At 41.0% G+C, this 25249-nt stretch carries 22 protein-coding genes; 11 read left to right on the top strand and 11 right to left on the bottom strand.

All coding sequences use genetic code 11. The annotated features are described in order from the left end of the window. Window positions 1-3: 3 nt before the first annotated feature. From WKK05_RS24475 to WKK05_RS24495, 5 genes are all read left to right on the top strand, one after another. Window positions 4-429: an HNH endonuclease gene (locus WKK05_RS24475; protein WP_341525649.1), complete on the top strand. Its 426-nt coding sequence runs from the start codon at window positions 4-6 to the stop codon at window positions 427-429. Between the two features lie 121 nt (window positions 430-550). Beyond that, on the top strand, window positions 551-2239 hold the full coding sequence (gene crtO / locus WKK05_RS24480) for a beta-carotene ketolase CrtO (protein WP_341525650.1): 1689 nt from the start codon (window positions 551-553) through the stop codon (window positions 2237-2239). Between the two features lie 105 nt (window positions 2240-2344). Beyond that, complete coding sequence (locus WKK05_RS24485; protein ID WP_341525651.1) at window positions 2345-2473, top strand: hypothetical protein; 129 nt, start codon at window positions 2345-2347, stop codon at window positions 2471-2473. 206 nt (window positions 2474-2679) lie between these two features. Next, a complete protein-coding gene (locus tag WKK05_RS24490) occupies window positions 2680-3786 on the top strand; it encodes a saccharopine dehydrogenase NADP-binding domain-containing protein (protein WP_341531183.1) in 1107 nt (368 codons plus the stop codon). A gap of 505 nt (window positions 3787-4291) precedes the next feature. Further along, window positions 4292-4666: a hypothetical protein gene (locus WKK05_RS24495; RefSeq protein ID WP_341525652.1), complete on the top strand. Its 375-nt coding sequence runs from the start codon at window positions 4292-4294 to the stop codon at window positions 4664-4666. A gap of 211 nt (window positions 4667-4877) precedes the next feature. Here WKK05_RS24495 and WKK05_RS24500 read toward each other — a convergent pair whose 3' ends face one another. Continuing rightward, window positions 4878-6176, bottom strand: coding sequence for a sodium:proton antiporter (locus WKK05_RS24500; RefSeq protein WP_341525653.1), 1299 nt, complete (start codon window positions 6174-6176; stop codon window positions 4878-4880). A gap of 155 nt (window positions 6177-6331) precedes the next feature. Between WKK05_RS24500 and WKK05_RS24505 the strand changes: the two genes are divergently transcribed. After that, window positions 6332-7699, top strand: a complete 1368-nt coding sequence (locus tag WKK05_RS24505) for a cytochrome P450 (protein ID WP_341525654.1) — start codon at window positions 6332-6334, stop codon at window positions 7697-7699. Between the two features lie 81 nt (window positions 7700-7780). Here the strand turns inward: WKK05_RS24505 and WKK05_RS24510 are convergent, their stop codons facing one another. The 3 genes from WKK05_RS24510 to WKK05_RS24520 are packed head-to-tail and all read right to left on the bottom strand — an operon-like array spanning window position 7781 to window position 8584. Continuing rightward, entirely contained in the window at window positions 7781-8152 is a 372-nt protein-coding gene (locus WKK05_RS24510) for a type II toxin-antitoxin system PemK/MazF family toxin (protein WP_341525655.1), read from the bottom strand. Then, the gene (locus WKK05_RS24515; RefSeq protein ID WP_341525656.1) at window positions 8131-8400 is read right to left on the bottom strand and encodes a hypothetical protein; all 270 of its coding nucleotides are present in this window, start codon (window positions 8398-8400) and stop codon (window positions 8131-8133) included. The genes WKK05_RS24510 and WKK05_RS24515 overlap by 22 nt, the downstream gene beginning before the upstream one ends. Further along, entirely contained in the window at window positions 8357-8584 is a 228-nt protein-coding gene (locus WKK05_RS24520) for a hypothetical protein (RefSeq protein ID WP_341525657.1), read from the bottom strand. Before WKK05_RS24520 ends, WKK05_RS24515 begins: the two co-directional genes overlap by 44 nt. 94 nt (window positions 8585-8678) lie before the next feature. Here WKK05_RS24520 and WKK05_RS24525 point away from each other — a divergent pair, with 94 nt between their 5' ends. Further along, window positions 8679-8900, top strand: a complete 222-nt coding sequence (locus WKK05_RS24525; protein ID WP_341525658.1) for a hypothetical protein — start codon at window positions 8679-8681, stop codon at window positions 8898-8900. A 69-nt stretch (window positions 8901-8969) separates the two neighbouring features. On the opposite strand, the gene WKK05_RS24530 is transcribed toward WKK05_RS24525, so the two are convergent. Continuing rightward, the gene (locus WKK05_RS24530) at window positions 8970-14216 is read right to left on the bottom strand and encodes a hypothetical protein (RefSeq protein ID WP_341525659.1); all 5247 of its coding nucleotides are present in this window, start codon (window positions 14214-14216) and stop codon (window positions 8970-8972) included. 56 nt (window positions 14217-14272) lie between these two features. On the opposite strand from WKK05_RS24530, the gene WKK05_RS24535 reads away from it, so the two are divergent. Next, window positions 14273-14641: a hypothetical protein gene (locus WKK05_RS24535; RefSeq protein ID WP_341525660.1), complete on the top strand. Its 369-nt coding sequence runs from the start codon at window positions 14273-14275 to the stop codon at window positions 14639-14641. 91 nt (window positions 14642-14732) lie between these two features. Here WKK05_RS24535 and WKK05_RS24540 read toward each other — a convergent pair whose 3' ends face one another. Beyond that, window positions 14733-16031 carry a P-loop NTPase fold protein gene (locus WKK05_RS24540; protein WP_341525661.1) on the bottom strand — a complete coding sequence of 433 codons (1299 nt, stop codon included), beginning with the start codon at window positions 16029-16031 and terminating at the stop codon, window positions 14733-14735. A gap of 170 nt (window positions 16032-16201) precedes the next feature. Here WKK05_RS24540 and WKK05_RS24545 point away from each other — a divergent pair, with 170 nt between their 5' ends. Both WKK05_RS24545 and WKK05_RS24550 read left to right on the top strand, forming a co-directional pair. Then, a complete protein-coding gene (locus tag WKK05_RS24545; RefSeq protein WP_341525662.1) occupies window positions 16202-16465 on the top strand; it encodes a type II toxin-antitoxin system ParD family antitoxin in 264 nt (87 codons plus the stop codon). A 5-nt stretch (window positions 16466-16470) separates the two neighbouring features. Further along, on the top strand, window positions 16471-16773 hold the full coding sequence (locus WKK05_RS24550) for a type II toxin-antitoxin system RelE/ParE family toxin (RefSeq protein ID WP_341525663.1): 303 nt from the start codon (window positions 16471-16473) through the stop codon (window positions 16771-16773). A 46-nt stretch (window positions 16774-16819) separates the two neighbouring features. Here the strand turns inward: WKK05_RS24550 and WKK05_RS24555 are convergent, their stop codons facing one another. From WKK05_RS24555 to WKK05_RS24570, 4 genes are all read right to left on the bottom strand, one after another. After that, a complete protein-coding gene (locus WKK05_RS24555) occupies window positions 16820-18175 on the bottom strand; it encodes a (Fe-S)-binding protein (RefSeq protein WP_341525664.1) in 1356 nt (451 codons plus the stop codon). A gap of 89 nt (window positions 18176-18264) precedes the next feature. Then, window positions 18265-19551: an FAD-binding oxidoreductase gene (locus tag WKK05_RS24560; RefSeq protein ID WP_341525665.1), complete on the bottom strand. Its 1287-nt coding sequence runs from the start codon at window positions 19549-19551 to the stop codon at window positions 18265-18267. 124 nt (window positions 19552-19675) lie between these two features. Then, window positions 19676-20881 (bottom strand): hypothetical protein, encoded by a 1206-nt coding sequence (locus WKK05_RS24565; RefSeq protein ID WP_341525666.1) that lies wholly within the window; start codon window positions 20879-20881, stop codon window positions 19676-19678. A 611-nt stretch (window positions 20882-21492) separates the two neighbouring features. Next, entirely contained in the window at window positions 21493-22854 is a 1362-nt protein-coding gene (locus WKK05_RS24570) for an NAD(P)/FAD-dependent oxidoreductase (RefSeq protein WP_341525667.1), read from the bottom strand. 340 nt (window positions 22855-23194) lie between these two features. Here WKK05_RS24570 and ilvC point away from each other — a divergent pair, with 340 nt between their 5' ends. Then, window positions 23195-24190: a ketol-acid reductoisomerase gene (gene ilvC, locus WKK05_RS24575; RefSeq protein ID WP_341525668.1), complete on the top strand. Its 996-nt coding sequence runs from the start codon at window positions 23195-23197 to the stop codon at window positions 24188-24190. A 63-nt stretch (window positions 24191-24253) separates the two neighbouring features. Here the strand turns inward: ilvC and WKK05_RS24580 are convergent, their stop codons facing one another. Continuing rightward, window positions 24254-25027 carry a hypothetical protein gene (locus tag WKK05_RS24580; protein WP_341525669.1) on the bottom strand — a complete coding sequence of 258 codons (774 nt, stop codon included), beginning with the start codon at window positions 25025-25027 and terminating at the stop codon, window positions 24254-24256. Window positions 25028-25249: the final 222 nt, after the last annotated feature.

The raw sequence follows: 25249 nt of genomic DNA on the forward strand, positions 1-25249 counted from the left end.
ATCGTGTCTACATACATTTCTGAGAGTTTAAGAAATCAAATTGCGGTTAGGGACAAAGCACGTTGTTGCTATTGCTTGACATCTGAAGCAAATAGCGGAATTCCTCTGACGCATGATCATATTCAGCCGATTTCTAAGGGTGGAGATACTACTTTTGATAATGTTTGTTTAGCCTGCCGTTCATGTAACGAATTCAAGGGTGACTCAACCGCATCTGTAGATCCCTTAACAGGAGAAACTCTACCACTTTTCAATCCTCGCGCACAGAGATGGTTTGACCATTTTGCTTGGAGTCCTGATGGTACAAAAGTTGAAGGTTTAACTGCTATCGGTCGAGCTACAGTTGTACGCCTGCGAATGAATAATCCAGTGATCAGTGTTGCTCGCAAGCGATGGGTAATCAGCGGTTGGCATCCTCCTAGTGACTGATGACTGACAAAAGCTTATTCAACAAATACCTCAGTCCTAATTATATAACCCACGAAAGATTTAGATATCTTAAGCACTTTCTAATATCGGGGAATATACTTTAATCCTCGAAGTTGCAATTATGGAATCGTATGATGTTGTAATTATTGGTGCTGGTCACAATGGTTTAGTTTGTGCTGGCTACTTACTGAAAGCTGGGTATAGTGTGTTGTTATTGGAAGGGCGATCGCTTCCTGGTGGTGGTTGTACAACTGAAGAATTAATGTCCCAAGAAGCGCCTGGGTTTAAATTTAATCCCTGCGCGATTAATCACCTATTTATTTTTTTTGGTTCAGTCATCCAAGAATTAGAACTACATAAATACGGCTTAGAATACCTTCAGTGTGATCCAGTTGCTTTTTGTCCTCATCCCGATGGCAAGTATTTCTTAGCTCATAAATCTATAGAAAAGACTTGTGCAGAAATTGCCCGTTACAGCCAACGTGATGCTCAAAAATATGCTGAATACGCCGATTTTTGGCAGCGCTTTATTACAGCAATTACTCCCTTCTTCAATGCACCGCCTAAATCAATAGTTGACATTGCTGGCAATTACGGTCTCAACAATCTAAAAGACCTGTTTTCAATTTTAGGTGGTGCTGACACAACCCTCGATTTACTTCGTACTCTCTTCAACAGCCCGATAGATAATATCAACGAGTATTTTGATTCCGAATTCGTCAAAGCACCCCTCGCCCGACTATCAGCAGAACTAAGTTCGCCTCCCTCGCAAAAAGCTATGTCCTTCGGCGCGATGATGATGATTATGCGTCATAATCCTGGTATGGCAAGACCACGCGGCGGTACTGGTGCATTAACAGATGCTTTAGTCAAGCTAGTACAAAGCGAAGGTGGCACTATTCTCACCCACCAAAAGGTAGAAAAAGTTTTAGTTGATAACGGTAAAGCTGTCGGTGTGCGGGTTGCTGGTGGCAAAGAATATCGTGCTAATAAAGGTGTAATCTCAAGTATCGATGCCAAACGGCTATTCCTGCAATTAATGGATGGTAGCGATGTAGATAGTGCCGATGCAAATTTGCGGGAAAGATTAGACCGTCGTATCGTTAACAATAATGAAACCATCTTGAAAATTGATTGTGCTTTATCTGAACCGCTGCGCTTTGTACATCACAATCACCAAGATGATTACTTAATGGGTTCTATTTTGATTGCAGATTCTGTCAATCATGTAGAACAAGCTCATAGCAAGATTACTTTAGGCAAAATACCAGATGAAGATCCGTCGATGTACGTAGTTATGCCTACCGGACTCGACCCTTCAATGGCCCCAGCAGGTAAGCATACACTTTGGATAGAGTTTTTTGCTCCTTATCAAATTGCTGGTGCAGAAGGCACAGGCTTAAAGGGTACGGGTTGGACGGATGAACTGAAAAACAAGGTAGCAGACAGGGTGATTGATAAATTAGCTCAGTATTCGCCCAATGTTAAACATTCAATTATTGCCCGTCATGTAGAAAGCCCTGTTGAATTAGGAGAACGCTTAGGTTCTTACAAGGGAAACTACTATCACCTCGACATGACTTTAGAACAAATGCTCTGTTTCCGTCCTTTGCCAGAATTGGCTAATTATAAAACACCGATTGAGAATTTGTATCTCACAGGTGCAGGAACTCATCCGGGTGGTTCAATTTCTGGGTTACCAGGACGCAACTGTGCGCGGGTGTTTTTGCATAACGAGGAACCGATCGCTCAAAAAATTAAGGAAGCTGGAGGTACGATTAAATCAACTGTGGCATCAGTCTTTAAATAAAAGGGACTGGGTACTAGGGATTGGGGACTGGGGACTGGTGTCAACTTAAGCTGTGGTAATACCAATTCAATTAATGATTGCAACACATCCTTGGGTGAAGACGCGATGAATCGCGTCTCTACAGATGGTTTATTTGTCACATTCTTTTTTCAAATTGGTATAACTACATCACTGTGGAATGATGCAGTTGAGCTATTTGTGAATCAACAAACACTCCTAAATGCACAGCATTAAATTTTTAGCTTTTTTGTAGGTTGGTTTACGGCGTTGGCTTTTGCGTCTCCGTTCTTAAGAGTTCCCAATCCCCAGTCCCCAGTACCCAGTACCCAGTACCCAGTTGTAAAATTCCTCCTTTCTATTCAGGCAAGTCATACTTGTAACTGATGTTAAACAGAACAAAAACCTGCTCAAATAAGGTTAGTGTTGCCGATGCTGGAGTAATGACAGAGCGAGTTTTGATTCTTGGAGGAAGGGGGCGAATTGGTAGCAGTGTTGCCCAAGATATAGCCACCCACACGCAAGCACAGATTACGATCACTGGGCGTTCTCCAGATACTGGAAAAGACGCTAGTTCGTTTTTGGGAAAGCAAGTACAGTTTTTAGTTTTGGATTTAGCAGAAGTTGATAAGTTGGAAAAGGCGATCGCTAACTCCGATCTAGTCATCCACTGTGCTGGGCCATTTCACTACCGAGACACTAATGTTCTCGAAACTTGTATTGCCCAAGGCGTTAACTATGTAGATGTCAGTGATCACCGTTCTTATACCAGTAAGGCTCTCAATTGTCATGAAAAAGCTTCTGCTGCTGGGGTGACAGCGATTATTAACACTGGCATTTTTCCTGGCATTTCTAACAGCATGGTACGTGAGGGTGTCGAGCAATTCGATAAACCAGAAAAGATACATTTAAGTTATTTGGTTTCTGGTTCTGGTGGTGCTGGTGTCACAGTAATGCGGACAACTTTTTTAGGATTGCAGCATCCCTTTGAAGCTTGGATACGTGGGAAATGGCAGTTAGTAAATCCCTATTCTGATAGAGAGATCATTAACTTCCCATCTCCCTATGGACGTAGTGGAGTTTACTGGTTTGATATGCCAGAAACCTTTACATTACCCCACGCTTTCCCCTCAGTTAAAACTGTAATTACCAAGTTTGGCTCTATTCCTGATTTTTACAATCACTTAACTTGGATTGCGGCACACGTTTTTCCTAAGTGGTTAATGCAACGTCGCTACATGATTGAATTTTTGTCTCATGTCAGCCATTTTATGACAGATGTCACCAATGGTTTTACTGGTATTGGAGTAGCAGTACGTTCTGAAGTTGAAGGGATAAAAAATGGTAAAACTGCCATTTATTGTTCAACTGTAGTCTATGAAAATACGGCAGTCGCTTCTGGCATTGGTACTGGTACTATTGCCCAATTATTGCTAGAAGGTAAACTCAATAAACCAGGTGTTTGGCCTGTAGAAGAAGCTTTGTCAACAGATTTATTTATTCAAGCAATACAAAGCCGGGGAATGAAAATTGAGCAGGATTGGCTGTAGTAATTATTGAACAGATATCGATAAAAATGTTTGTAGTTGCGCTTTAGCTCTAAAGTGTAACTACAATTCACTAATACCGTTTATCTGTGAAGCTGCATTATATTTACCCCCCGCCTTCGGTGTCCCCCCTTGGTAATACCAATTCACGAAAATCTTGATAGATATACATTTCTCGTAGGGACACGGCAATGCCGTGTCTCTACCAAAGTATTTGTATCATTCTTAAAGTTAAATGGTATAAGGGGGAACTACAGGGGGGTCGAATCAAGTGCATGTTTAAATAGAATTGGTATAAGCATATTTATTTATAAAATGATTATATAAAAACTGCTAAATTCAGATTTAATCTAATACTTATTAATTACGAATTACAATAATATACCCTTTGGTAGAAGAAGAGTTGCACTTAAAAACGTAGGATACCTCTGAACCTTAGATTGCGTAGGTACTTAACTCTATCTACACATTGCTAAGACTGCAAACAGAAGTTAAAGAGGGGATTTATATGCAACGAATCTTATCAAATTTAAAGCAAGCACTACGTTCTAAAATTTTGGTTTTGGGTTTAATGATTTTCATTAGCGTATCAGGTTTAGGCATTTTTATTCAGCAGCCAAGTTACGCAACAACCCTTGAAGAACTAAAGCTAATACCTCCAGACTATAAACCAACTCCAGAAGAAAAAATTAACCGGGCTAACGAATTTGATCCGGGTGTCGGCATTCAAGAAGAAGATCGGCAAGAGGCTTACGAACAAGCGGTAAAAGATTCTAAAAATCTTGGAACTATAGAGAAGGCTTACGAAAGAAATTTAAAGGCTGAAGGAAATTCTGAGCCTAATTTAATAGATAAAGCTGTTGAGAAGGTAACAGGTAAGTAGTAGACAAGAAATAATTCCCAAGTTATACCAATTTGAAAAAAGACTGCGACAAACAAACCATCTGTAGAGACGCCATGAATCGCCTCTTTACCCAAGGATGTGTTGCAATCATTAATTGAGATAGTATTAGGAGTCATATTTTAGAATGAATTGGAGTTTAAACTCCTAACTAATTCAATTCTAAATTATGGCTCCTTTATGTTCTTAAAATTTACTCAAACTCATCAATTGTAGCAGGAGAAGGAGATTTGCTGTATTTGGCAATGCTGCGCTCATACCACTTCATTAAAGGAGTTGCACTAATTCCATGTACAATTACAGAAACTACAATAGTAGTGTAAGTTATCCAAGATATTTGTTCGGCAGTTTCGCCTTCTAAGCCTTTACCAAACGCATAGGCAAGATAATATAAAGAGCCAACACCGCGGATTCCAAACCAACCAAATAACCAACGTGTTCCTGGATTCAAGGTACGGCGGTGAGAATATATAGGACGTTTTCCTATTGTACTAATCCAGACTCCTAGAGGTCGGATTACTAAAAATAATAAAATTATCACTAACAGAGATTGAGGAGCATAGTTGAGCATTGGCTTGACTAATAATATCGACCCCAATAACAAAATTGTGCCGATTTCTAATAGCTTTTCCATTCGCTCTATAAATTCTAACTGTCCCAGTGGCTTATCAGGATTTCTGTAACTGCGTTGTACCACTAACCCAGCAACAAATACTGCTAAAAAGCCATAGCCATTAACAATTTCTGTCAAAGAATAAGTTACCAAAATCGTAGCGATCGCCACAAAGTCTTCCATCACCTCATCAGCTTTACGGTGTTTTTGAACTTTCTGATCAAGCCAAACTATTGCTTTAGCCACAATAAATCCCATGACAATCCCAGCAGCGATCGCCCAAATTAAATCAACTAAAACCCAACCTTTAAACCAATTACCCCAGTTATCATCTTTTAGGGCATAAATACCAAAATAAACGAAGGGAAAAGCTAAAGCATCATTTAACCCACCTTCAGAAGTTAAACCAAAGCGCAATTCATCTTTATCTTTTGTATCTGTCAATTGAACTTCAGAAGCTAATACTGGATCAGTTGGGGCGAGGATTGCTCCTAATAATATCGCCTCACCCCAATTCATTCCTAAAAAGAATTTACCTACAACAGCGAGTGCAAAAATTGAAATTGGCATTAAAAATCCGATGAGTCGCGCTGTAATTCCCCAGACTTCTAACCTTAAAGGACGAACAATTTTTAAACCGCAGCCAAATACAGAAATAATTACTACAATTTCTGTGACTTTCTCCAGCAAATGAGCATTAAATACTTCATCTCGGCGTAATTGAATCAGCCCAAAGCCATAAGGCCCTAATAAAATCCCAACCACTAGATAGATAATTGCAAAAGAAAGAGGTAATCTAGAAATCCAGCCTGACCCTAATGTGACTGTGAGCAAAAGTATACCAATAACCAATAGGTCAATAATATAAATATCTACCATAGCAATTTAGATTCAAAATATATTTGTTTCGCTAGTCAAGTGTAGTTGCGATCACTTTTGTATCTAAATTACCCAAAGGCAGATTTACTTAAAATATTTCACTTTCTTTTCTATGCTATAAGTTAGTGGAAATAGCGATTATAAAAGTATTTGTTATGAAACTGCCAGAAAGTCCACAAATGCCTAAATTTATACAGTTGATTCAGTGGGTATTTAACCCATTGCAACTGATGGAAACTTCTGCAAAAGAACACGGCGACTGTTTTACACTATGGCTAACAGGCAATAGCCCACTGGTGTTTATTAGCAACCCTAAAGGAATACAAGAAATTTTTACAGCTCCACAAGAGCAAATAGACGCTAGAGGGTCAAGTCAGCTTTTACAACCTCTGTTAGGAGAAAACTCTTTATTATTGCTAGATGGCACATCTCACCAACGCCAACGGCGATTGTTAACTCCACCTTTTCATGGCGATCGCATGAAAGCCTACGGACAAATTATTGCTAATATTACCACTCAAGCTATCAGTAATTGGAAAATTGGTGAAGCTTTTTCAGTTCGTGACTCCATGCAACAAATCTCCCTAAAAGTGATTTTACAAGCAGTGTTTGGTTTGCATGAAGGAGAACGTTTTAACCAATTGCAAAAACTTTTACCTTCTGTCCTCGATTTATCTGGTTCTCCCTTGCGTTCTGTTATGGTATTTTTCCCCGCGCTGCAAGTAGATTTAGGCGCGTGGAGTCCTTGGGGAAAATTCTTGCGGCAAATACAGCAAATTAATCAACTTCTCTATGCTGAGATTCAAGAACGCAGAGATAATCCTGATTCTTCCCGTAGCGATATTCTCTCATTGATGATGTCGGCGCGTGATGAAAATGGTGAACCGATGACTGATCCTGAATTGCGTGATGAGTTGATGACTCTGTTAGTCGCTGGTCACGAAACTACAGCTTCAGCGCTAACATGGGCTTTATACTGGATTCACCATCTGCCAGAAGTTCGCCAAAAGCTATTAGCAGAGTTAGATAATATTGGTGAAAATCCTGATTGGAATGAAGTTTTTCGTTTGCCTTATTTAACAGCTGTTTGTCAAGAGACATTACGCATTTATCCCATCGCGATGTTAGGCTTACCGCGTGTAGTTAAGTCACCAATAGAAATCACGGGTTATCAATTTGAGCCTGGGACAGTGCTTTCTCCTTGTATATATTTAGTTCATCACCGTCCTGATTTATATCCAGAACCAAAACAGTTTAAGCCAGAACGCTTTTTAGAACGCCAATATTCTCAATATGAATATTTCCCCTTTGGTGGTAGTAATCGTCGCTGTCTTGGTATGGCGTTTGCTTTATTTGAAATGAAACTGGTATTGGCGACGGTGTTGTCACAGATGGATTTAGCATTAGTTGATAATTATCCTGTTAAACCTACACGTCGCGGTATTACGTTAGCGCCTTCTGGCGGTAAATGGTTAATTGCAACTAGTCAGCGGCAAAAGGTGAAAGTGCCTGTTGAGGTGTAATTAAAATTGGCGATCGCTTTAGCAAAACTGAGAAACTCGTCAGGCGATCGCATGAGAGAATTTGAGTAGAGTGCTATAGTTTCAAAGTTTTACCAGACCAAGGCTGATTTGAATTGCTCTATCTACCAGTTCTACTGTTTCTTGGTGCAGAATTCCTAAGCGTTTGATCAGCCTTTGTTTGTCAATTGAACGAATTTGATTGAGCAGTATAACTGAATCAACTTGCAAACCACCTTCTGGTACTCTAATCAGCACTTCGGTAGGATACAAAGGTTCTGTAAACTTTGAGGTGATAGCAGCTACAACAGTAATCTGACTATATTCGTTAGAAATATCATTTTGCAAGATTAAAGCTGGACGTGTCTTTTTTATTTCTGCACCGATAGTTGGATCGAAGTTAACTAAGTAAACTTCACCGCGTTTAGGGTAGTTTACTTTTCGTTTTTGTGCCACGCTTCTTCTTCCAGATCAAACCACTCTTCAACCAACCCCAAATCACGTTCCGCCCGTTGGATAGCTCCCTCTTTTAACTGTTCTCTAAGTTTTGCTAAAGCTTTCTCGGCAATATAATATTGTACAGCTTCGTTAATGAATCGACTGCGTTCGCCTAGCGTCTCCTCTGGAGAATCGCTTTTGTCAATGACTTGATCAATTAGTTCAATCGTCTCTTCTGGCAAAGTGATGTTGATTCGTCGATGCATGATTTATTGCTTTATCTTGCACATCAATTTTATTGTACACATCTAAAATTTGTATAATCGTGCTATGAAAAGCGATCGCTTTAGTAAAACTGAAAAACTCGTCAGGCGATCGCCTGAGATAATTTGAGTAGAGTGCGATCGCGTAGTGTCTCCTCTGGAGAATCGCCAGCCTTTTGCCAGCCACGAATTACCCCCCTTAATCCCCCCTTGTAAAGGGGGGAAACAGGAAATTTAGTTCCCTCCCCTTTATAAGGGGAGGGTTAGGGTGGGGTAAAACCTTGGTTAATCAGCTGTTGGTCACCAACATTACGATATTGGTCATCAACATTACAATATTGGTCATCAACATTACAATATTGGTCATCAACATTACAATATTGGTCATCAACATTACGATGTTGGTCACCAACATTACGATATTAGTCATCAACATTACGATGTTGGTCACCAACATTACGATATTGGTGACCAACGTCAAGCGATCGCCTCAGTTAATTTAAAGCGATCGCCTGAGAGAATTTGAGTAGAGTGCGATCGCGCAGCGTCTCCTCTGGAGAATCGCTTGGCTTTTACTTGATATCATCGCAGAGATGCTTGTCGCGATTGGTCAAATTCGGGTTATTCTGCAAATAATCATGCAGCCAATTGCAACCCCGCACCAACAATTGGTCTAAATTCTCCACAGGCCACAACCGCGCTGTCTTGTCAGCTGATGCCGTGGCGATGGTTTTGCCGTCCGGGCTGAAACTCACACTATAGATAACGCCTTGATGCCCTTTGAATTCTTGCAGCAACTGCCCGTTGAGCGTCCACAACCGCGCTGTGTTGTCTAATGATGCTGTGGCAATGGTTTTGCCGTCCGGGCTGAAACTCACACCCCAAACACTGCCCTGATGCCCTTTAAATTCTTGGAGCAACTGCCCATTGAGCGTCCACAACCGTGCTGTGTTGTCAGCTGATGCCGTGGCGATGGTTTTGCCGTCCGGGCTGAAACTCACACTTAAGACACCGCCTTGATACCCTTTGAATTCTTGGAGCAGTTGCCCTTGCAAGTTCCACAACCGCGCTGTGTTGTCATCTGATGCCGTGGCGATGGTTTTGCCGTCCCGGCTGAAACTCACACTTAAGACAAAGCCTTGATGCCCTTTGAATTCTTGGAGCAGTTGCCCTTGCAAGTTCCACAACCGCGCTGTGTTGTCAGATGATGCCGTGGCGATGGTTTTGCCGTCCGGGCTGAAACTCACACTATAGACACTGCCTTGATGCCCTTTGAATTCTTGGAGCAACTGCCCTTGCAAGTTCCACAACCGCGCTGTGTTGTCAGATGATGCCGTGGCGATGGTTTTGCCGTCTGGGCTGAAACTCACACCCCAGACACCGCCTTGATGCCCTTTGAATTCTTGGAGCAACTGCCCTTGCAAGTTCCACAACCGCGCTGTGTTGTCAGATGATGCCGTGGCGATGGTTTTGCCGTCCCGGCTGAAACTCACACTTAAGACCGTGCTTTGATGCCCTTTGAATTCTTGGAGCAACTGCCCTTGCAAGTTCCACAACCGCGCTGTCTTGTCATTTGATGCCGTGGCGATGGTTTTGCCGTCCCGGCTGAAACTCACACTTAAGACACTGCCTTGATGCCCTTTGAATTCTTGGAGCAACTGCCCTTGCAAGTTCCACAACCGCGCTGTGTTGTCAGATGATGCCGTGGCGATGGTTTTGCCGTCCCGGCTGAAACTCACACTTAAGACCGTGCTTTGATGCCCTTTGAATTCTTGGAGCAACTGCCCTTGCAAGTTCCACAACCGCGCTGTCTTGTCATCTGATGCCGTGGCGATGGTTTTGCCGTCCGGGCTGAAACTCACACTATAGACTGTGCTTTGATGCCCTTTGAATTCTTGGAGCAACTGCCCTTGCAAGTTCCACAACCGCGCTGTGTTGTCATCTGATGCCGTGGCGATGGTTTTGCCGTCTGGGCTGAAACTCACACCCCAGACACCGCCTTGATGCCCTTTGAATTCTTGGAGCAACTGCCCTTGCAAGTTCCACAACCGCGCTGTGTTGTCAGATGATGCCGTGGCGATGGTTTTGCCGTCTGGGCTGAAACTCACACCCCAGACACCGCCTTGATGCCCTTTGAATTCTTGGAGCAACTGCCCTTGCAAGTTCCACAACCGCGCTGTGTTGTCATTTGATGCCGTGGCGATGGTTTTGCCGTCCGGGCTGAAACTCACACTATAGACTGTGCTTTGATGCCCTTTGAATTCTTGGAGCAACTGCCCTTGCAAGTTCCACAACCGCGCTGTGTTGTCATCTGATGCCGTGGCGATGGTTTTGCCGTCCGGGCTGAAACTCACACTTCTGACAGTGTTTTGATGCCCTTGAAACTGGTTACGTTCTTTAATTTTATTGAGAATACTATCCAAAGCATAAATCGGGCTGATAGCTGGATATTTTTCTAAAGGGCGACCATCTTTTACCAAAGTTTTCAACTCTTTCCCACTCTGCATTACTGCTGCCAGCGATTCTAACTCGCCGGCATACTCAAACTGTCTTAAAGCATTAACACCTGCCCGTTCTAATTCTGTTCCCTTTTGTGCTTCTTTTTGTGCTGTTTCTGCTGCACGTCTATCTCTATCTGCTTTTGTCAAAGCTGCTTGTGCTTGACTCAAAATAATTTGAGCCTGTTTTGCTTTATCCTCTGCTTCTTGTTGTTGTGTTTTTGCTTGTTGTGATTTAGCTTCAGCAGTTTTTACCTGTTGGCTAATTGTTTCAATTCTTGCTTCTGCCTTGCTACTTTTATCTTGTAATTTTACTGCTTGTTGATTTACCTGAACTAATTGTGCTTTAGCATTTTGCAGGTTTTGGTTAGCTTGTTGAGCTTCTATTTGTGCAGCTTGCTGATTTTTTTGCGCTGCTTGAAACTTTTGCTCAGCATCTTTCTTTTTAGCTTCTAATGCTTGCGCTTTCTTCTGGATTTCTAGCTGTTGTTTTTGCGTAGCTTGCAAGCGTTGAGTTACTTGATTGTAGTTGACTTCAGCCGTTGTAAATTTCTTTTCTGCCTGTTCTTTTTTGTTACCAGCATCTTTAGCAACTTGAATTTGACCCCACGCATATAAAGATGATACACCCGCCAATAATAATAGACACACCGCTAAACCAGAACTTACCGCCAATCGCTTGCGTCCCTCTTGAATTTGCTGGTCAGCTTTGCGTTTAGCATCAGCTAATATCTGCCTTGCCTCTTGTTCACGCTTTAGTTCCGCTTCTGTTAGCTTCTGCTGTTCCCTAACTTTTTCCAATTCTGCTAATAACTCACTTCCCTGCTGTTGGCGAATAAAAGATACTAAATAATCATGCACCAATTGATAACGGTCAGCCGGCGATTCTGGTAACAGCAATACTAACCTTGATGCCACAAAAATCTCTAAAACCAAATCTAGTTTGTCAACTTCTGTTGCCAAATCTGCTGCTAACTCAGCACGAGTCTTCAGGGGACGAGTACCGTTTTCATCTGTGAGTAAATATAAAACCAGTCGGGCAACCTGTTCATTCTCCGCGCCACAATCTGTAATTACTTCTTCTAAAAATCGCTCAACCAGTATTTCTTTATTGCCAAACTGACGATACTTTTCTAAAGTAGTAATTTTATCAGTTTGTAATTGCGTCCCCACAATTTGTAACTCAATCGGGCGTACCTCCCCTACTTCACCTGCTAAATCCTGCACTAATTCATCAATCAATGCAGGCTCTAGGTAAAAGTGAGAGCGTTCCGTTAAACTCTCTACAACAGCCTTGGCATCTGCTGGCGAAAAATTACCCAAATAATAGCGAATCTTTTTATCTAAAATATTATTATTAATGACACTTAAATCAAATAGTCGGTCTAACTCTAATAAATAATGTAAATAATCTTCCCGTAAGGATAGAATCACTTTGAGAAAGGGAATATCTAGACAAACTCGTAAAAACTCATAAAATGCTAGCCTTTGCCTTTGGTCTGGATAAACAAAGAAAAACTCTTCAAACTGGTCAAATATTAAAATCGTTAACAGATTCCGGTCGGCATTGTTCTGTAATTGTCTTAAAATAGCTGCCGAAGAATCAAGATTAATAGCTAATTGCTGACCTCTGACTTCCTCAAAAGCCTTAGCCAAACACCCACCCAACATCGCTACCCAATCTGTATACACTCGCAACAGAATAGGTAAAGCATCTCGCTCACCTATTGGTTGCTGTTGCAACGCTGGTATTAATCCACCTTGCAAAATCGAACTTTTTCCCACTCCTGACTGACCATGAATCACAATTAATTTATGCTCAGTTCCGCTAATTCTTTCACGCAACCGCTTCACATCTTGTCCGCGACCAGAAGCCGCAATTTCTTCAGCAATGGTTTCAGGATTTTCTACCTGCAACTGTGTCAGACTAATTGCCTGTCGCTGGGGATTGAGATAAGATGCACCAATAAACGCACGTAAACCATATTGCTGTTCAATTTGCAGTTGTTCTTGCTTAATCTGAAAAGCTCTGCGATATTCACTTTGCTCAAAGTAGAGCTTACTTAACTTCTCTAAAATAGATATATATAGTTGTGGCTCATATTGATGATTAATTTCAGATTTTGCAGTTTCTAAATTATCAATTGCTGCTTTAACTTGTCCTGAACCATGATGCGACTTAGCTAAAATAAATCGATATAATCCAAATTCATGTGGTAGTAGATTAGGGATATCAGCTAATATTTGCAATGCTTGCCCTGCAAGTTGTTGGGCTTCATCCCAGCGTGATAAATCTAAGGTTACCTCTGCCAAAAAACCATAATCTTGAGCTAATTGCAAAGGAGTACCATAAGTTTGATGTAGCGGCAGAGATTTATCAACAAGGCTTTGCAAATCAGTCCATGCTTGTAAATGCCGCAGTACTTCACCCAGTTTAGTAATGTGTTTGGCGACTAAATCTGAACGTTGTGCTTGCTCAAAGATATCAATAGCTTGCTCAAGATAATTCCTGGCTGCTTGCCAATACCTGATATTTTCTACTTGATTCTTTTTGGCTTGGCGGTCATAAGCTAAAGCAATCTTAACTAGTAAGATACCTTGGCGTTCTAAATAATTACTTTGTTGATAAAAATTTAAACTTTGTTGATAATGTACTAAAGCAGAATCTATCTGGTCATGTAGATAATCATGTAAACCAATCGCAAATTCTAAACCAGCTTGAATTGCTGCTTCTAAAACTTGCCCACGATTTTGCAAATCCTGAAAAGCTGTTCGTAATTCCCAACAAGTTTGTGCATTAGGCGTGACATCGCCAGCAAATATTTGATCAGTTTTTAGCTGAAGGAAGTTGACTAACTCGTTAGTAAGATTTTCAAAATCAATAATAGTTGCCCAATTCTCCAAATCGGTCGCTAAGCGAATAAACTTTTGTAGAACTTGGTCATTAACCCACAACAATATCGGAAAAGGAAAGTTCTTTCTAAACTCTTCTCGTACTTGGTTAGCCGAAGTCAGAACTGTGTCAACATCTTTAACCGACTCCAAACCAAAAACCATTAATGCAGGTGGCTGTTCATCCCCCAGTTGCTCAGATATTTTTGTGTAAAGCGTTTTGACTGATGCAGGTAATGTAATTTCGCGAATCTGTACAGGAGATAGTTGGTGCAGACGTTCTACCATGCGCTGACGTAAAGCAGCATAATTACAGCGCAGCAAAATCAGCGAAAATTCTCCCTGAGAAAGGGTAATTGCTCGCACCAGAGTTTGCAAAGAACGCTCATTGTCAGCGGCTAAATTTTCTGGCCCGTGCTGATTACTCATAACATAGATAATTTTCCTTATATTAGCTGTTTGTATAATTACATCATGGAAGTGGTGTGTGTTATGCCGTAAGCGATCGCATTTTAATTATTGATGGTGCCGTACTCTCGGCGATAACACACCCTACTGAAATGGTTTACGTCACGACTGAAACTGCTCCCGTCGCGACTAAGGCCGCTCCCATCACGACTTTAATCAAACGTGAGTTTTATAAACCTCTCTCCTTGCAGGCTACAGTGTACACGTTACTTATTTTGCTCAAAGCGCTCCCAGACCTAACCCCCAGCCCCTTCCCTAGCAGGGAAGGGGAGCCAATCCTCAAAGCCCCTCTCCGCATCGGAGAGGGGTATGGGGAGAGGTCTGCCGACTTGTGTGTACACCGTAGCCTTGCAGGTGAGAGATTTGGAGAGGAGTTTTCTAAGTAGCAAGCGACTGGAAGTCGCGGCTACACAGACAAAGCCCGCCTGCGCGGGCTAATTCCGACCAGGAGAGACCTAGCTAGGTTTCTACATTGATTCATAACCTAAATTCCTTGGCTTCTGCCAAAATCGGATTGATATCAAACCACGAACCATCCTCATTTCGGTATTCAAATACAAACATACTGCGGAGCAAAAGTTCGTATCTTTCATGACCTCTCAAGCTTTTCTCTTGCGCCACCTTACGCAGTAATTCCCATTCATCAGATGTAATTGCTAAAGTTAGCTCGTTGCGGCGTTGTTTTATCACTCTATCTATACACTCCCGCGACAGGGGTGGGTCTTCTTGCTGAAGACAGCGAAACAACAACATCAGCAAATTCCGTAAATGACCGCCACTAACTAAGCAAAGTCGCTCTAATGTATCAGGGCTATCAAATACTTCTGTAATTAAATACTGGTTTTGTTCCCAACTTACACCAGGAAAAGCCCTCGCCATCACCATCTGTTGTAGCAGTGTAACTCCCTGTGAAAATTGAGAACTATCTTGTAGCTGCACAGGAACCATAGGTAAAACCTTCGGGTCTACCCCAAAGCGATTTGTTAACCTTCCCAAAGCGTTGGAGAAAATCAACACTAGGGGAATAGTGTAGACGACATGACAATTTAGCTGGTTTAACTGTTCACCACGTTCGACAAATAAATATTCAGGTTGGTAATAACCGGAAGGCTTCAACGAGTTATCAACTCGGTCGAGATTATCTACAATTACTACCAGTCCTTTTTTACCTTGCTGCTTGAGTTTTTCTATCGCAGGTTTGAGCAATTCTTTATTAATCGATTCTAAAATGCCACTGGTGCGTGGCTCTAAATATTGCCGCAACTGAGAGCGCAGTTTGGGGCTATCTTTAGTTTTCGCGGTAATCTTGGCAATACCGACAGATAACTCTCCCCCAAGTTCTACAGGCGTTTGTAAAAAATCAGCAATTTCTGTAAACAGAGTTTGAAAGTATCCTGGTTTGAGGTTAATTTTTATAGCTTCTAGACTTTGACTAACTTCGCGGGCGATCGCAAGTAAAATATCTGTAACATCAATATCTGCCATATCCAGGCTTTGGCTAGACTCGAAATAAACCACATGAAATCCCTGCTGTTCTAACTCTGCTTTCAACCGCAGTAATTCAGTGGATTTGCCACAGCCTATATGTCCTGTAAATAATTGGCAAGTGGGCTGTTCAGGCGAAAGGCGGCTGATAGTTCGCCCTAATTCCTCAATAATTTTGGAGCCACGTACTTCAGAGAAATCAATATAATATTGCCTATCCTCCGGTTTACTCACAACCAAAGTTTTGCTGGGGTTGCAAGCCTGAAAAAACTTTACTAAATCAAGTTTCATCACAAATCGCCCTGATACCACTGCCCATTTCAGTGATTATACAGAGGAGAAAACCCCTATTTCGGATGAGATTCCCACTCTGTTCGTGGCTTTACCAAGAGATAACAAAAATGTTTGGCATAAAATGGCAAAAATTGCCATGATAGTTATAGTTAAATTTAAAAAGTAGTATGAAAAGCATAAATATCTCTCTACCTGACTCTATGCGAACTTATATAGAGGAACAAGTGGCTAAAGGTGGGTACAGTAGCGTAAGCGAGTATTTTCGTGAGTTAGTGCGTGATGATCAAAAGCGCAAAGCCAGTGAACATCTCGAAGCGATGTTATTAGAAGGATTAAATTCTGGAACTGCAACTGAGATGACCACTAAAGATTGGGAAGACATCCGTCAAGCAGTACGTGAAAGAATTACCAAGCATCAAGGGTCAATTTAGCAGTAATGTCTGAGGTAAATAAACGACCGCAAGTCATCCGTGACCTGATAGAACTAGCAACCTACATAGCATTTTTAGCAGTAGCAGAAAAAACCTTCCAACAACTGGCAAAGATACCTGGGATAGGAAAAAATTGTCAATTTTCTCATCCTTCTCTGGGAGATATTCGACAGTATGCAATCAAAGGATTTAAAAAATATATTATCTTTTACCGCGTTACTGAGCTAGGCATAGAAATTCTTCGAGTCATTCATGGCGCACGAGATATAGAAGCAATATTGGATGAGGATTTGAGAGATAATAACTAAGAATTTTAAGGTGCATTAGCAAACACGTAACGCACCTCAGTAATGTCTACAATTCCAACTTCACGCCGCGAATCGAATAATCCAACAACTCCATCGGATGAATTACCGAAATTTCTTTACCCTGCAACTTTAAATGCTTAGTAATCTGCAACGTACAACCAGGATTAGCAGAAGCAATTAACTCAGCACCAGTATTCAACAAATTCTGCACTTTTTGCTGACCCAATTCATCAGCTATTTCCGGTTGCAGCATATTGTAAACCCCGGCACTGCCACAACACAACGCTGCGTCTATTGGTTCTCTTAACTTAACTCCTGGAATTTGCCGCAATACCTGACGCGGTTGCACACTAATCTTTTGTCCATGCAATAAATGACAAGCATCTTGATAAACTAAATTCAAAGGTTTATCAGTCAGCGGCGACAGTTTTGCTGTTATACCAATAGTTGCCAAAAACTCTTGAGCATCTTTAACATTAGCTGCAAATTTCTTAGCTTTTTCTCGATACTCTGGATCATCTTCTAAGATGTGACCATATTCTTTTAAAGTATGACCACAACCAGCAGCATTGATAATCACGAAATCTACATTAGTATTGGCAAAACTATCAATCATCTGCCTAGCTAAAGCTTTCGCTTGTTCTGTTTGCCCTTGGTGTTCAGGAAGCGCTGCACAACAACCTTGAGATTTGGGAATTACAACTTCACAACCATTCGCCGTTAAAACTCGCACCGTCGCTTCATTCACTGGTGAGAAAAACAGCCGTTGCACACATCCCAAAATCACCCCAACACGGTAGCGTTTCTCACCTTGGGCGCGAATAACTGTAGGTAAATTATCTTGGAAAGATTTGAGCGTAATTTCTGGCAGAATTGATTCCATTGCTGCCAAACGAGGCGATATTTTATTAAGTAAGCCCGTGGCGCGAAAGAATTTAGCAAAACCCAACTTTTGATAAACCAATAATGGGACTAATAAAACCCGTAAAAGGTTGGGATAAGGAAACAGAGAAAATATGAGTTTGCGATATAGTGTATCAGGCAAACTGCGGGGATAATTACGTTCAACTTGGTGACGAGTTGCAGAAATTAACTTGTCATACTGCACACCAGAAGGACAAGTTGTCACACAAGCAAGACAACCCAAACAAGAATCAAAATGTTCTGTAGTTGCCGTATTCAGCGCAATTTCACCCTCATTAATTGCATCCATTAAATAGATGCGTCCTCTAGGAGAATCCATCTCCTTACCCAGCACCCGATAACTAGGACAAGTCGAGAGACAAAACCCACAATGCACACAACTATCAATCAACTTCGGATCAGGTGGATGATTTGGATCAAACCCCTTCAAATTCTTTAAACTAGCCGTATTATTAACAGAATTTTCTGAAAGTTGCATAATTAATTCTTTTCCTCTCTTCCTTCGCGTCCTTGGCTTCCTTGGCGGTAGCCTGCGGCAAGCCGCTTCGCGTCTACGTTTTCTTAAAATTAAATCCCACCCACAAACCGACCAGGACTTAAAATATTCTTACTATCAAACTGCTCTTTAATTCCCCGCATTAAAGGCAAAGCATTGCCAGTGTAGCCCCAAACATCTATTTCTTGTTTAACCTTTACTGATGCTTCTAAAATTGTTAAAAAACCACTATTAGCTTGAAGGCGATCGCGCACTTTCAAAACCTGATTTTTATCCTCTAATTGTAACAAACCTAAACCACTAGCTATGTGAATTAAACCTAACTCCACCTGAGTTAAAATTTCCACCGCAGCAGTAGGTAATACTCCTATTTTGCAACTAATTGCAGATTCTGTGGCAGGACAATGCATACTTTTTTGCAATCGCTGCCATAAATCAGCCTCATCTCCATCTATATAAATTGCCCCATCCAATCCCAACTTTTGTCCTACTTCCAAAAGACGGTTTGATTGTTCTTTAACACTTTCACTAATACTTTGAAACCGACCAATTAATCCCAATCCTTCACCCAATCCTAAACTCGACACCAATTTAGTTGATAGCAAATCTGCCTGAGTTGGCGTTAACGCTGAACCTCGCAAGGTAGCAGCAGCTTGGGATATAGCCTCCGCAGTACCAGTTAGTACTACCGTCCCCGATGCTTCTTGTACTGGGTAAACACGGAAAGTTACTTGACTAATTACTCCTAACGTGCCGTAAGAGCCAGTAAACAACTTCATCAAGTCGTATCCGGCAACATTTTTGACAACTCGTCCCCCAGCTTTGGCAATTTGTCCATCAGCACGCACAAAGGTAATGCCCAATAACTGGTCGCGCACACTGTTATAACGTTGCCGCAAGGAACCTGTATCACCTGTGGCGACAATTCCACCAATGGTTGCTAACTCTGGTGTTGTGGGGTCAAGGGCAAGAAATTGCCGCGACTTAGCCAAAATTGCCTGGAGGCTGGAGAACTTCATCCCAGCTTCTACCGTGACAGTCAAATCGCCAACGGCGTGTTCAATTAGTTGGTTGATGCGTTCTGTACTAACTACGACATCCACACTCTTAGCTAAACCTCCCCAGGTGAGTTTACTACCACTACCGCAAGGGAGAACACGCCAGTTATTCTGATAACATTCTGCGATGACTGTCGCTAATTGTTCTTGAGTACGGGGATAGACAATACAACTGGGAGGTGTTGCGGAAGCCATCGCCTGTTGGATAAGTTTCTGCTGACTGAGTTCGATATTTTCCCAAAGGGAAACAGCATTTTCTTCGCCGACGATAGATGCAAGACTAGAAGCAATCGCTTTCATTCAGTTTATTTTTTACGCCCTACATCTAATTTACTGGTTAAATTGACTAAAAAAATGCAGAGTGCTGGGTAGTTCAAATCTAGACTCAAGAGCGAATCCTTGCCTGAAGGATGACTTGGGGCTTTTATGCTGGCTTGCGATCGCTTGGTTCGGTTTGTGAGCTATGCTCTTGAGAAGATTCACTAGGAGCGATCGCTGACTCATTGGTTGTGGGATGTTTAATATCTTCTACTACTTCCTTGACTTCAGGTAAAATTTGTCTTGCATCCTGTACCATTTCTCTGAACTCAGGCGCGGTACTTCTTACATAAGCAGTTGCTTGATGAATATCTTCTGTAGATTGATGCACCTCTTCACGTATTTTTTCTGCACTTTTTTGCAGACCAAATCCTCCTCCGACTCGTTCGACAATATCATTATCCAACCGTTCGCTAAAACCGACTATAAATGCCATTGAAAAAAAGAAATAATACTTTTGGTCATTTTCTTTCAAAGAACTTTCTATAAGTGGAAAACTTATAATTTTTGAGTTAATAACGGCAAAGACAAAAACGCCAAACGCCGTACCAATTAAAGGCTTAGCAAAGCCAACAATAATAGGCGTAACCGAGCCTCTGTATTCGTCTCTATCTTTGTAGTCTTGAAGCCGAATTAAGATGCTAACTATACTACCAAATGCTCCAGCTAAGGCGACCATAGTTATTAGCTTATAATTAGCCCATCTTTCTGGTTTAGGTACTTTCTGAGCTGTGTTTTCTTTAATGGAAGGGGAATCGGAATTAGAGCTTTGTATCGGGAAAGGACAGGGAGCAAGATTTTGCTCACAAGCTGTTGCTATGTTTGCAAATACCCCCAGACCTAAGAGAGATACTGTATAGATTGGAAACGCACACGTAAGTCCAAGAAGAACTTTGGTTGGTGTTGGTAATTCTCGAAGAGACCGCGTGAAAAGATTGATTGAAAAACCTAAAAACTTTTTTCTATTCAAAAAATACTCAATATCATATCTTATATTTTTAGCCAAAGTTATGTTTTCTGTCTTTCCCATTAGCAGAAAACATACAGCTAAATTTACCGCATTCAGTTTCGATTCTAGAGTCAAACAATCAGCTATATTATTACGTCGGCTTTTCTGAATTCTTGAAACGTATTCCCCTAATCGTTGTAACAAGGCAATTTGTTTTGCAAGTTCTTGCTGAATATACTCGTTTCTTAAATCTAACTCTGGTACTAGAATTTTATTTTCTACTTTTTTAAGTATATTATTAATATCTCGTTGTAGCTGGTAAAGAATATTTTGGCATTGCTCTTGGTTATCTTTCCGAATCATAAAGTAGCTCTTTTTTAAGTAATTCTGGAAATACTGCACATCAACGGAAATCAACAAATACTGAAAGCTATAATATGCCCTAGCTTTGTAAGAAGGATTTCTCTATATTTATAGCAATCCGAATCTGAAAACCGGAAAGGGATTTAAAGAGTCAATTCCAAAGCTGAATAAGTTGCTAAGCTTGAGGGGGCAAATCATTAGATTTACATTAAATCTGTCTAATCTCCATAATAAAGTTACCCCATCTAAAACCTTAAAAAACGTGGATTAAACAAAATGCAAAACTTCTGTTTAGTAAAGTGCGTATATAGCAATCCACCGCAGATTTGTGAAAATAGTAAAGCTCAAAACCCCAGTTTCTTTTAGAAATCGGGGTTCTTATTACTCATAAATAATTTAGGATTGCTATAGTCCTTTGGGTATGGCTTTGCTAAAACGAGAGCGTAGGACACCGAAAGCAGTCTCACAAGGTGCGTTACGTCTTTTAGGTATAAGCGTGGAGGGAATTTTGGTATCACCCCAAGCGGGGTGGAGTTACTTTTTGGGCTGCTAAATTTATCAGTCTTTAGTCAGTGGTAAAGAATGAACAATTGACCACTGATTAAGTACAACTAGACTTTTATCGGCTGTTTATTATTCGCTGATGCGTAATAAGTACTACTATCATCAATTCCTAATTGGGTGAGTGACTCTTGACCTGTAATTAATCTTGCACCGCGATTACGGGTGAAATAGTTCCACGCCCACTGGATAGTTACTACGATTTTGTTATCAAACTCAATTAAGAAGTAGATGTGAATTACCAGCCAGAAAAGCCATGCGAAGAAACCTTTCAGTTTGATAAAACCTAAATCTACAACGGCAGAATTTTGCCCAATCATTGCTAGACTACCCCGATCAACATAAGAAAAGGGTGGCAAAATATTACCTTTAAGCCGCTGCTGAACCAGTGTTGCTACGTATTCTCCTTCCTGCTTCGCCACAGGTGCAACACCAGGTAAGGGTTTACCATTTTGATGCGAAAAGTTTGCTAAATCGCCAATTACAAAAATATTCGGTTGTCCCTTAATACTCAAGTCAGGTTCAACTACAACTCGTCCAGCCCGATCGCATTCAGCACCTGTGCGTTCTGCTAAAACTTTTCCCATTGCTGAAGCTTTTACACCTGCTGCCCATAATACCGTTTTTGAGGCAATCTCTTTAACGCCATCCTCTTGTTTAAGGGTGACAATATCATTTTCAATATTGGTTACTAATGTTTTTGTCTGGACAACTACCCCCAAGCGCGACAGCGATGCTTCAGCTTCTTGTGATAACTCTGGTGCAAAGGGTGGCAAAATGCGATCCAAACCTTCCAATAGTAAAATCTGAGCTTCGGAAGTGTCGATGTTGCGGAAATCTTCTTTAAGGGTTTGGTTTGCGAGTTCTGCGATCGCACCCGCTAATTCTACACCTGTAGGGCCACCACCAACAATCACAAAAGTTAACCAAGCACGGCGTTTTACTGGATCGGTTTCTTTTTCTGCGGCTTCAAATGCTGTAAATATCCGGCGGCGCATTTCTATAGCGTCTTCTACGGTTTTTAAACCAGGAGCAAATTCTTCCCAGTTATCTTTACCGAAATAGGAATGCTTCGCACCTGTAGCCACAATCAACGTATCGTAATGTATTGCTTCACCACCGACAATGACTTTTTGGGCTGCTGAATCAATATCATTCACTTCTCCCAGCAACACCTTTGTATTCTTGCTCTTGCTGAGTACAGAACGTAATGGCGAAGATATATCAGCGGGAGATAGCGCACCTGTCGCGACTTGGTATAAGAGGGGTTGAAATAGATGAAAATTGCGTTTATCGATAAGAGTAATGTTTACTGCTGCTTTAGCGAGTGTTTTTGCTGCATAAAGTCCCCCAAAGCCACCACCAATGATAACAACTTCATGTAGTGGCTTTTTGTCAAGTAAATTTACCATAAGAATTATTTTGCAGAATTAATACTGTTGTAATTATTCTTAACAAATTGTATCTAATTTGTCAGCCGTGTTTCTGTGTTTATTTGAACATTTACAGAATTGATAAAAGTAATCGAAAGTACAGTTAATGGGGATTGGGGACTGGGGATTGGAGACTGGAGAGACATGGAGGACAAATACTAATTCTTTACAGACGCGATGAATCGCGTCTCTACTCTTGACTCTTGTACAGATGCGATGAATCGCGTCTCTACTTTCTGACCACTCACTAAATACCAATTTGAGGTAAAATCATAAGTCTGCCAATAATTGACGATGCTTGCTGACAGGAGATGCTTCTATGGCCCGGATGTACTACGACGAAGATGCCAATTTAGACCTTTTAGCTGGAAAAACCATTGCCATTATTGGTTATGGTTCCCAAGGTCATGCTCACGCCTTGAATTTGAAAGATAGTGGCTTGGATGTCATTGTGGGGCTATATCCGGGTAGTAAGTCAGCAGAAAAAGCTCAAGCAGCTGGATTAACTGTAAAAAATGTTGCAGATGCTGCTAATGCTGCTGACTTCATCATGATTTTGTTGCCTGATGAAGTGCAAAAAACAGTTTACAAAAACGAGATTGAACCAAATCTCGAAGAAGGAAATGTCTTAGCCTTTGCCCACGGCTTCAATATTCATTTTGGGCAAGTTGTACCGCCTGCTAATGTCGATGTGGTGATGGTAGCACCAAAAGGCCCAGGGCATTTAGTGCGACGGACTTATGAACATGGGGAAGGCGTGCCAGCTCTATTTGCAGTTTATCAAGATGCCAGTGGTCAAGCACGCGATCGCGCGATGGCATACGCTAAAGGTATTGGTGGTAGCCGCGCTGGCATTCTCGAAACTACTTTCCGTGAAGAAACCGAAACAGATTTGTTTGGCGAACAAGCCGTATTATGCGGTGGTTTGAGTGCCTTAATTAAAGCTGGATTTGAAACTTTGGTAGAAGCTGGTTATCAACCAGAGTTGGCTTATTTTGAATGTCTCCACGAAGTCAAGCTAATTGTTGACTTGGTTGTAGAAGGCGGTTTAGCTAAAATGCGTGACAGCATTTCCAACACCGCAGAATATGGCGATTATACTCGTGGCCCTCGAATAGTGACCGCAGAAACTAAAGCTGAAATGCAGAAGATTCTCAGCGAAATTCAATCTGGGCAATTTGCACGAGAATTCGTTTTAGAAAACCAAGCTGGTAAACCTGGATTTACCGCCTTGCGTCGTAAAGAAGCTGAACACAAAATTGAAGAAGTTGGCAAAGATTTACGTGCCATGTTCAGCTGGTTGAAAAAAGCTTAAATTCGATTAACAGTAATCAGTGGATAGTAATCAGGGAACAGTGAAGAGGCTGATAACTGATAACTAATCACTGGTTACTGATTTTAAGAATGAGTGTATTCTAGAAAATACATATCGAATACTGTTTTCATTAGTATATTGTGGATTAAGAGGAATCTTTTTGCCAGATTTAAATACGATTACAATGCGATAAAGCTTAGAGTATTTAAATTGTTTTTCTTGGATATCAAAATTTAGAATTGTTTCTAATGGCTGCTCTATTATGTGGTTGCCACGCAAGCTTTTGCGCTCTATAAATACCTTATTCAGACTCTTGTATAAAGTACAGCTGGTTACAGGTGATGTGGCGAAAAAAGTAGCGATCGCCATTACGATTAATATAAATAAGTTTAAGAAAAACAGATAGTTACGCTGATTTTGCTGTACGAATAGGGATGTTTGCCCAGTATTAATAAAATTATTAATTTTAAAGACAAGTTCTTGATTTTCTTGATAGCTAATATGTAATAGCAGGGGAAAGTCTTTAAACGGAGTCACAATTATAACTTGATAAGTTGTTCCACCTTTACTACCCCTCTTTGTCAGGATGTATGCTTCCTGTGGATCAAAAAGTTTTACTTTATTCATACTTCCCAGCAAATTATACTGCCTCAATTCGCAGTTAATTTGATTGGGTGAAGAGCGGTTGCAACTTAGACTGGCTGAAGCAGTATCAACAACTGTGCAGTAAATCAAAAAACTCAAAGAGACAGTAAAAATGCACCAGCCGATAAACCAATATCTGAGTGGTCGATGCTTTAGTACCAATCTGGTACGAGTTTCCTCTACAATTTTCATCAGCGCCTCTGTTCTGTATGGAATAGTTAACTCCTAAGTAGAGTATTCCCCTCCTAGCCTATTCATTTATTGTCAAGTCTAAATAACGGAATAATCTCCGTTAGCGCAGCGTCTTCTAAGTCAAGGAATAAATATTAGTAGCAAAATTACATTAAGTTATAAACCTGGGATAGATGAATTATTAAACAATATTTGAGTAGCTAGTATATGGTTGGGGCAAAA

This window comes from Nostoc sp. UHCC 0302, assembly GCF_038096175.1.
Classification (GTDB): domain Bacteria; phylum Cyanobacteriota; class Cyanobacteriia; order Cyanobacteriales; family Nostocaceae; genus UHCC-0302.

Coding starts and splice junctions, on each gene's coding strand:
- crtO (WP_341525650.1), top strand. CDS start 551: ATGGAATCGTATGATGTTGTAATTATTGGTGCTGGTCACAATGGTTTA.
- WKK05_RS24485 (WP_341525651.1), top strand. CDS start 2,345: ATGAATCGCGTCTCTACAGATGGTTTATTTGTCACATTCTTTTTTCAA.
- WKK05_RS24490 (WP_341531183.1), top strand. CDS start 2,680: ATGACAGAGCGAGTTTTGATTCTTGGAGGAAGGGGGCGAATTGGTAGC.
- WKK05_RS24495 (WP_341525652.1), top strand. CDS start 4,292: ATGCAACGAATCTTATCAAATTTAAAGCAAGCACTACGTTCTAAAATT.
- WKK05_RS24500 (WP_341525653.1), bottom strand. CDS start 6,176: ATGGTAGATATTTATATTATTGACCTATTGGTTATTGGTATACTTTTG.
- WKK05_RS24505 (WP_341525654.1), top strand. CDS start 6,332: ATGAAACTGCCAGAAAGTCCACAAATGCCTAAATTTATACAGTTGATT.
- WKK05_RS24515 (WP_341525656.1), bottom strand. CDS start 8,400: ATGCATCGACGAATCAACATCACTTTGCCAGAAGAGACGATTGAACTA.
- WKK05_RS24530 (WP_341525659.1), bottom strand. CDS start 14,216: ATGAGTAATCAGCACGGGCCAGAAAATTTAGCCGCTGACAATGAGCGT.
- WKK05_RS24540 (WP_341525661.1), bottom strand. CDS start 16,031: ATGAAACTTGATTTAGTAAAGTTTTTTCAGGCTTGCAACCCCAGCAAA.
- WKK05_RS24545 (WP_341525662.1), top strand. CDS start 16,202: ATGAAAAGCATAAATATCTCTCTACCTGACTCTATGCGAACTTATATA.
- WKK05_RS24550 (WP_341525663.1), top strand. CDS start 16,471: ATGTCTGAGGTAAATAAACGACCGCAAGTCATCCGTGACCTGATAGAA.
- WKK05_RS24555 (WP_341525664.1), bottom strand. CDS start 18,175: ATGCAACTTTCAGAAAATTCTGTTAATAATACGGCTAGTTTAAAGAAT.
- WKK05_RS24560 (WP_341525665.1), bottom strand. CDS start 19,551: ATGAAAGCGATTGCTTCTAGTCTTGCATCTATCGTCGGCGAAGAAAAT.
- WKK05_RS24565 (WP_341525666.1), bottom strand. CDS start 20,881: ATGATTCGGAAAGATAACCAAGAGCAATGCCAAAATATTCTTTACCAG.
- WKK05_RS24570 (WP_341525667.1), bottom strand. CDS start 22,854: ATGGTAAATTTACTTGACAAAAAGCCACTACATGAAGTTGTTATCATT.
- ilvC (WP_341525668.1), top strand. CDS start 23,195: ATGGCCCGGATGTACTACGACGAAGATGCCAATTTAGACCTTTTAGCT.
- WKK05_RS24580 (WP_341525669.1), bottom strand. CDS start 25,027: ATGAAAATTGTAGAGGAAACTCGTACCAGATTGGTACTAAAGCATCGA.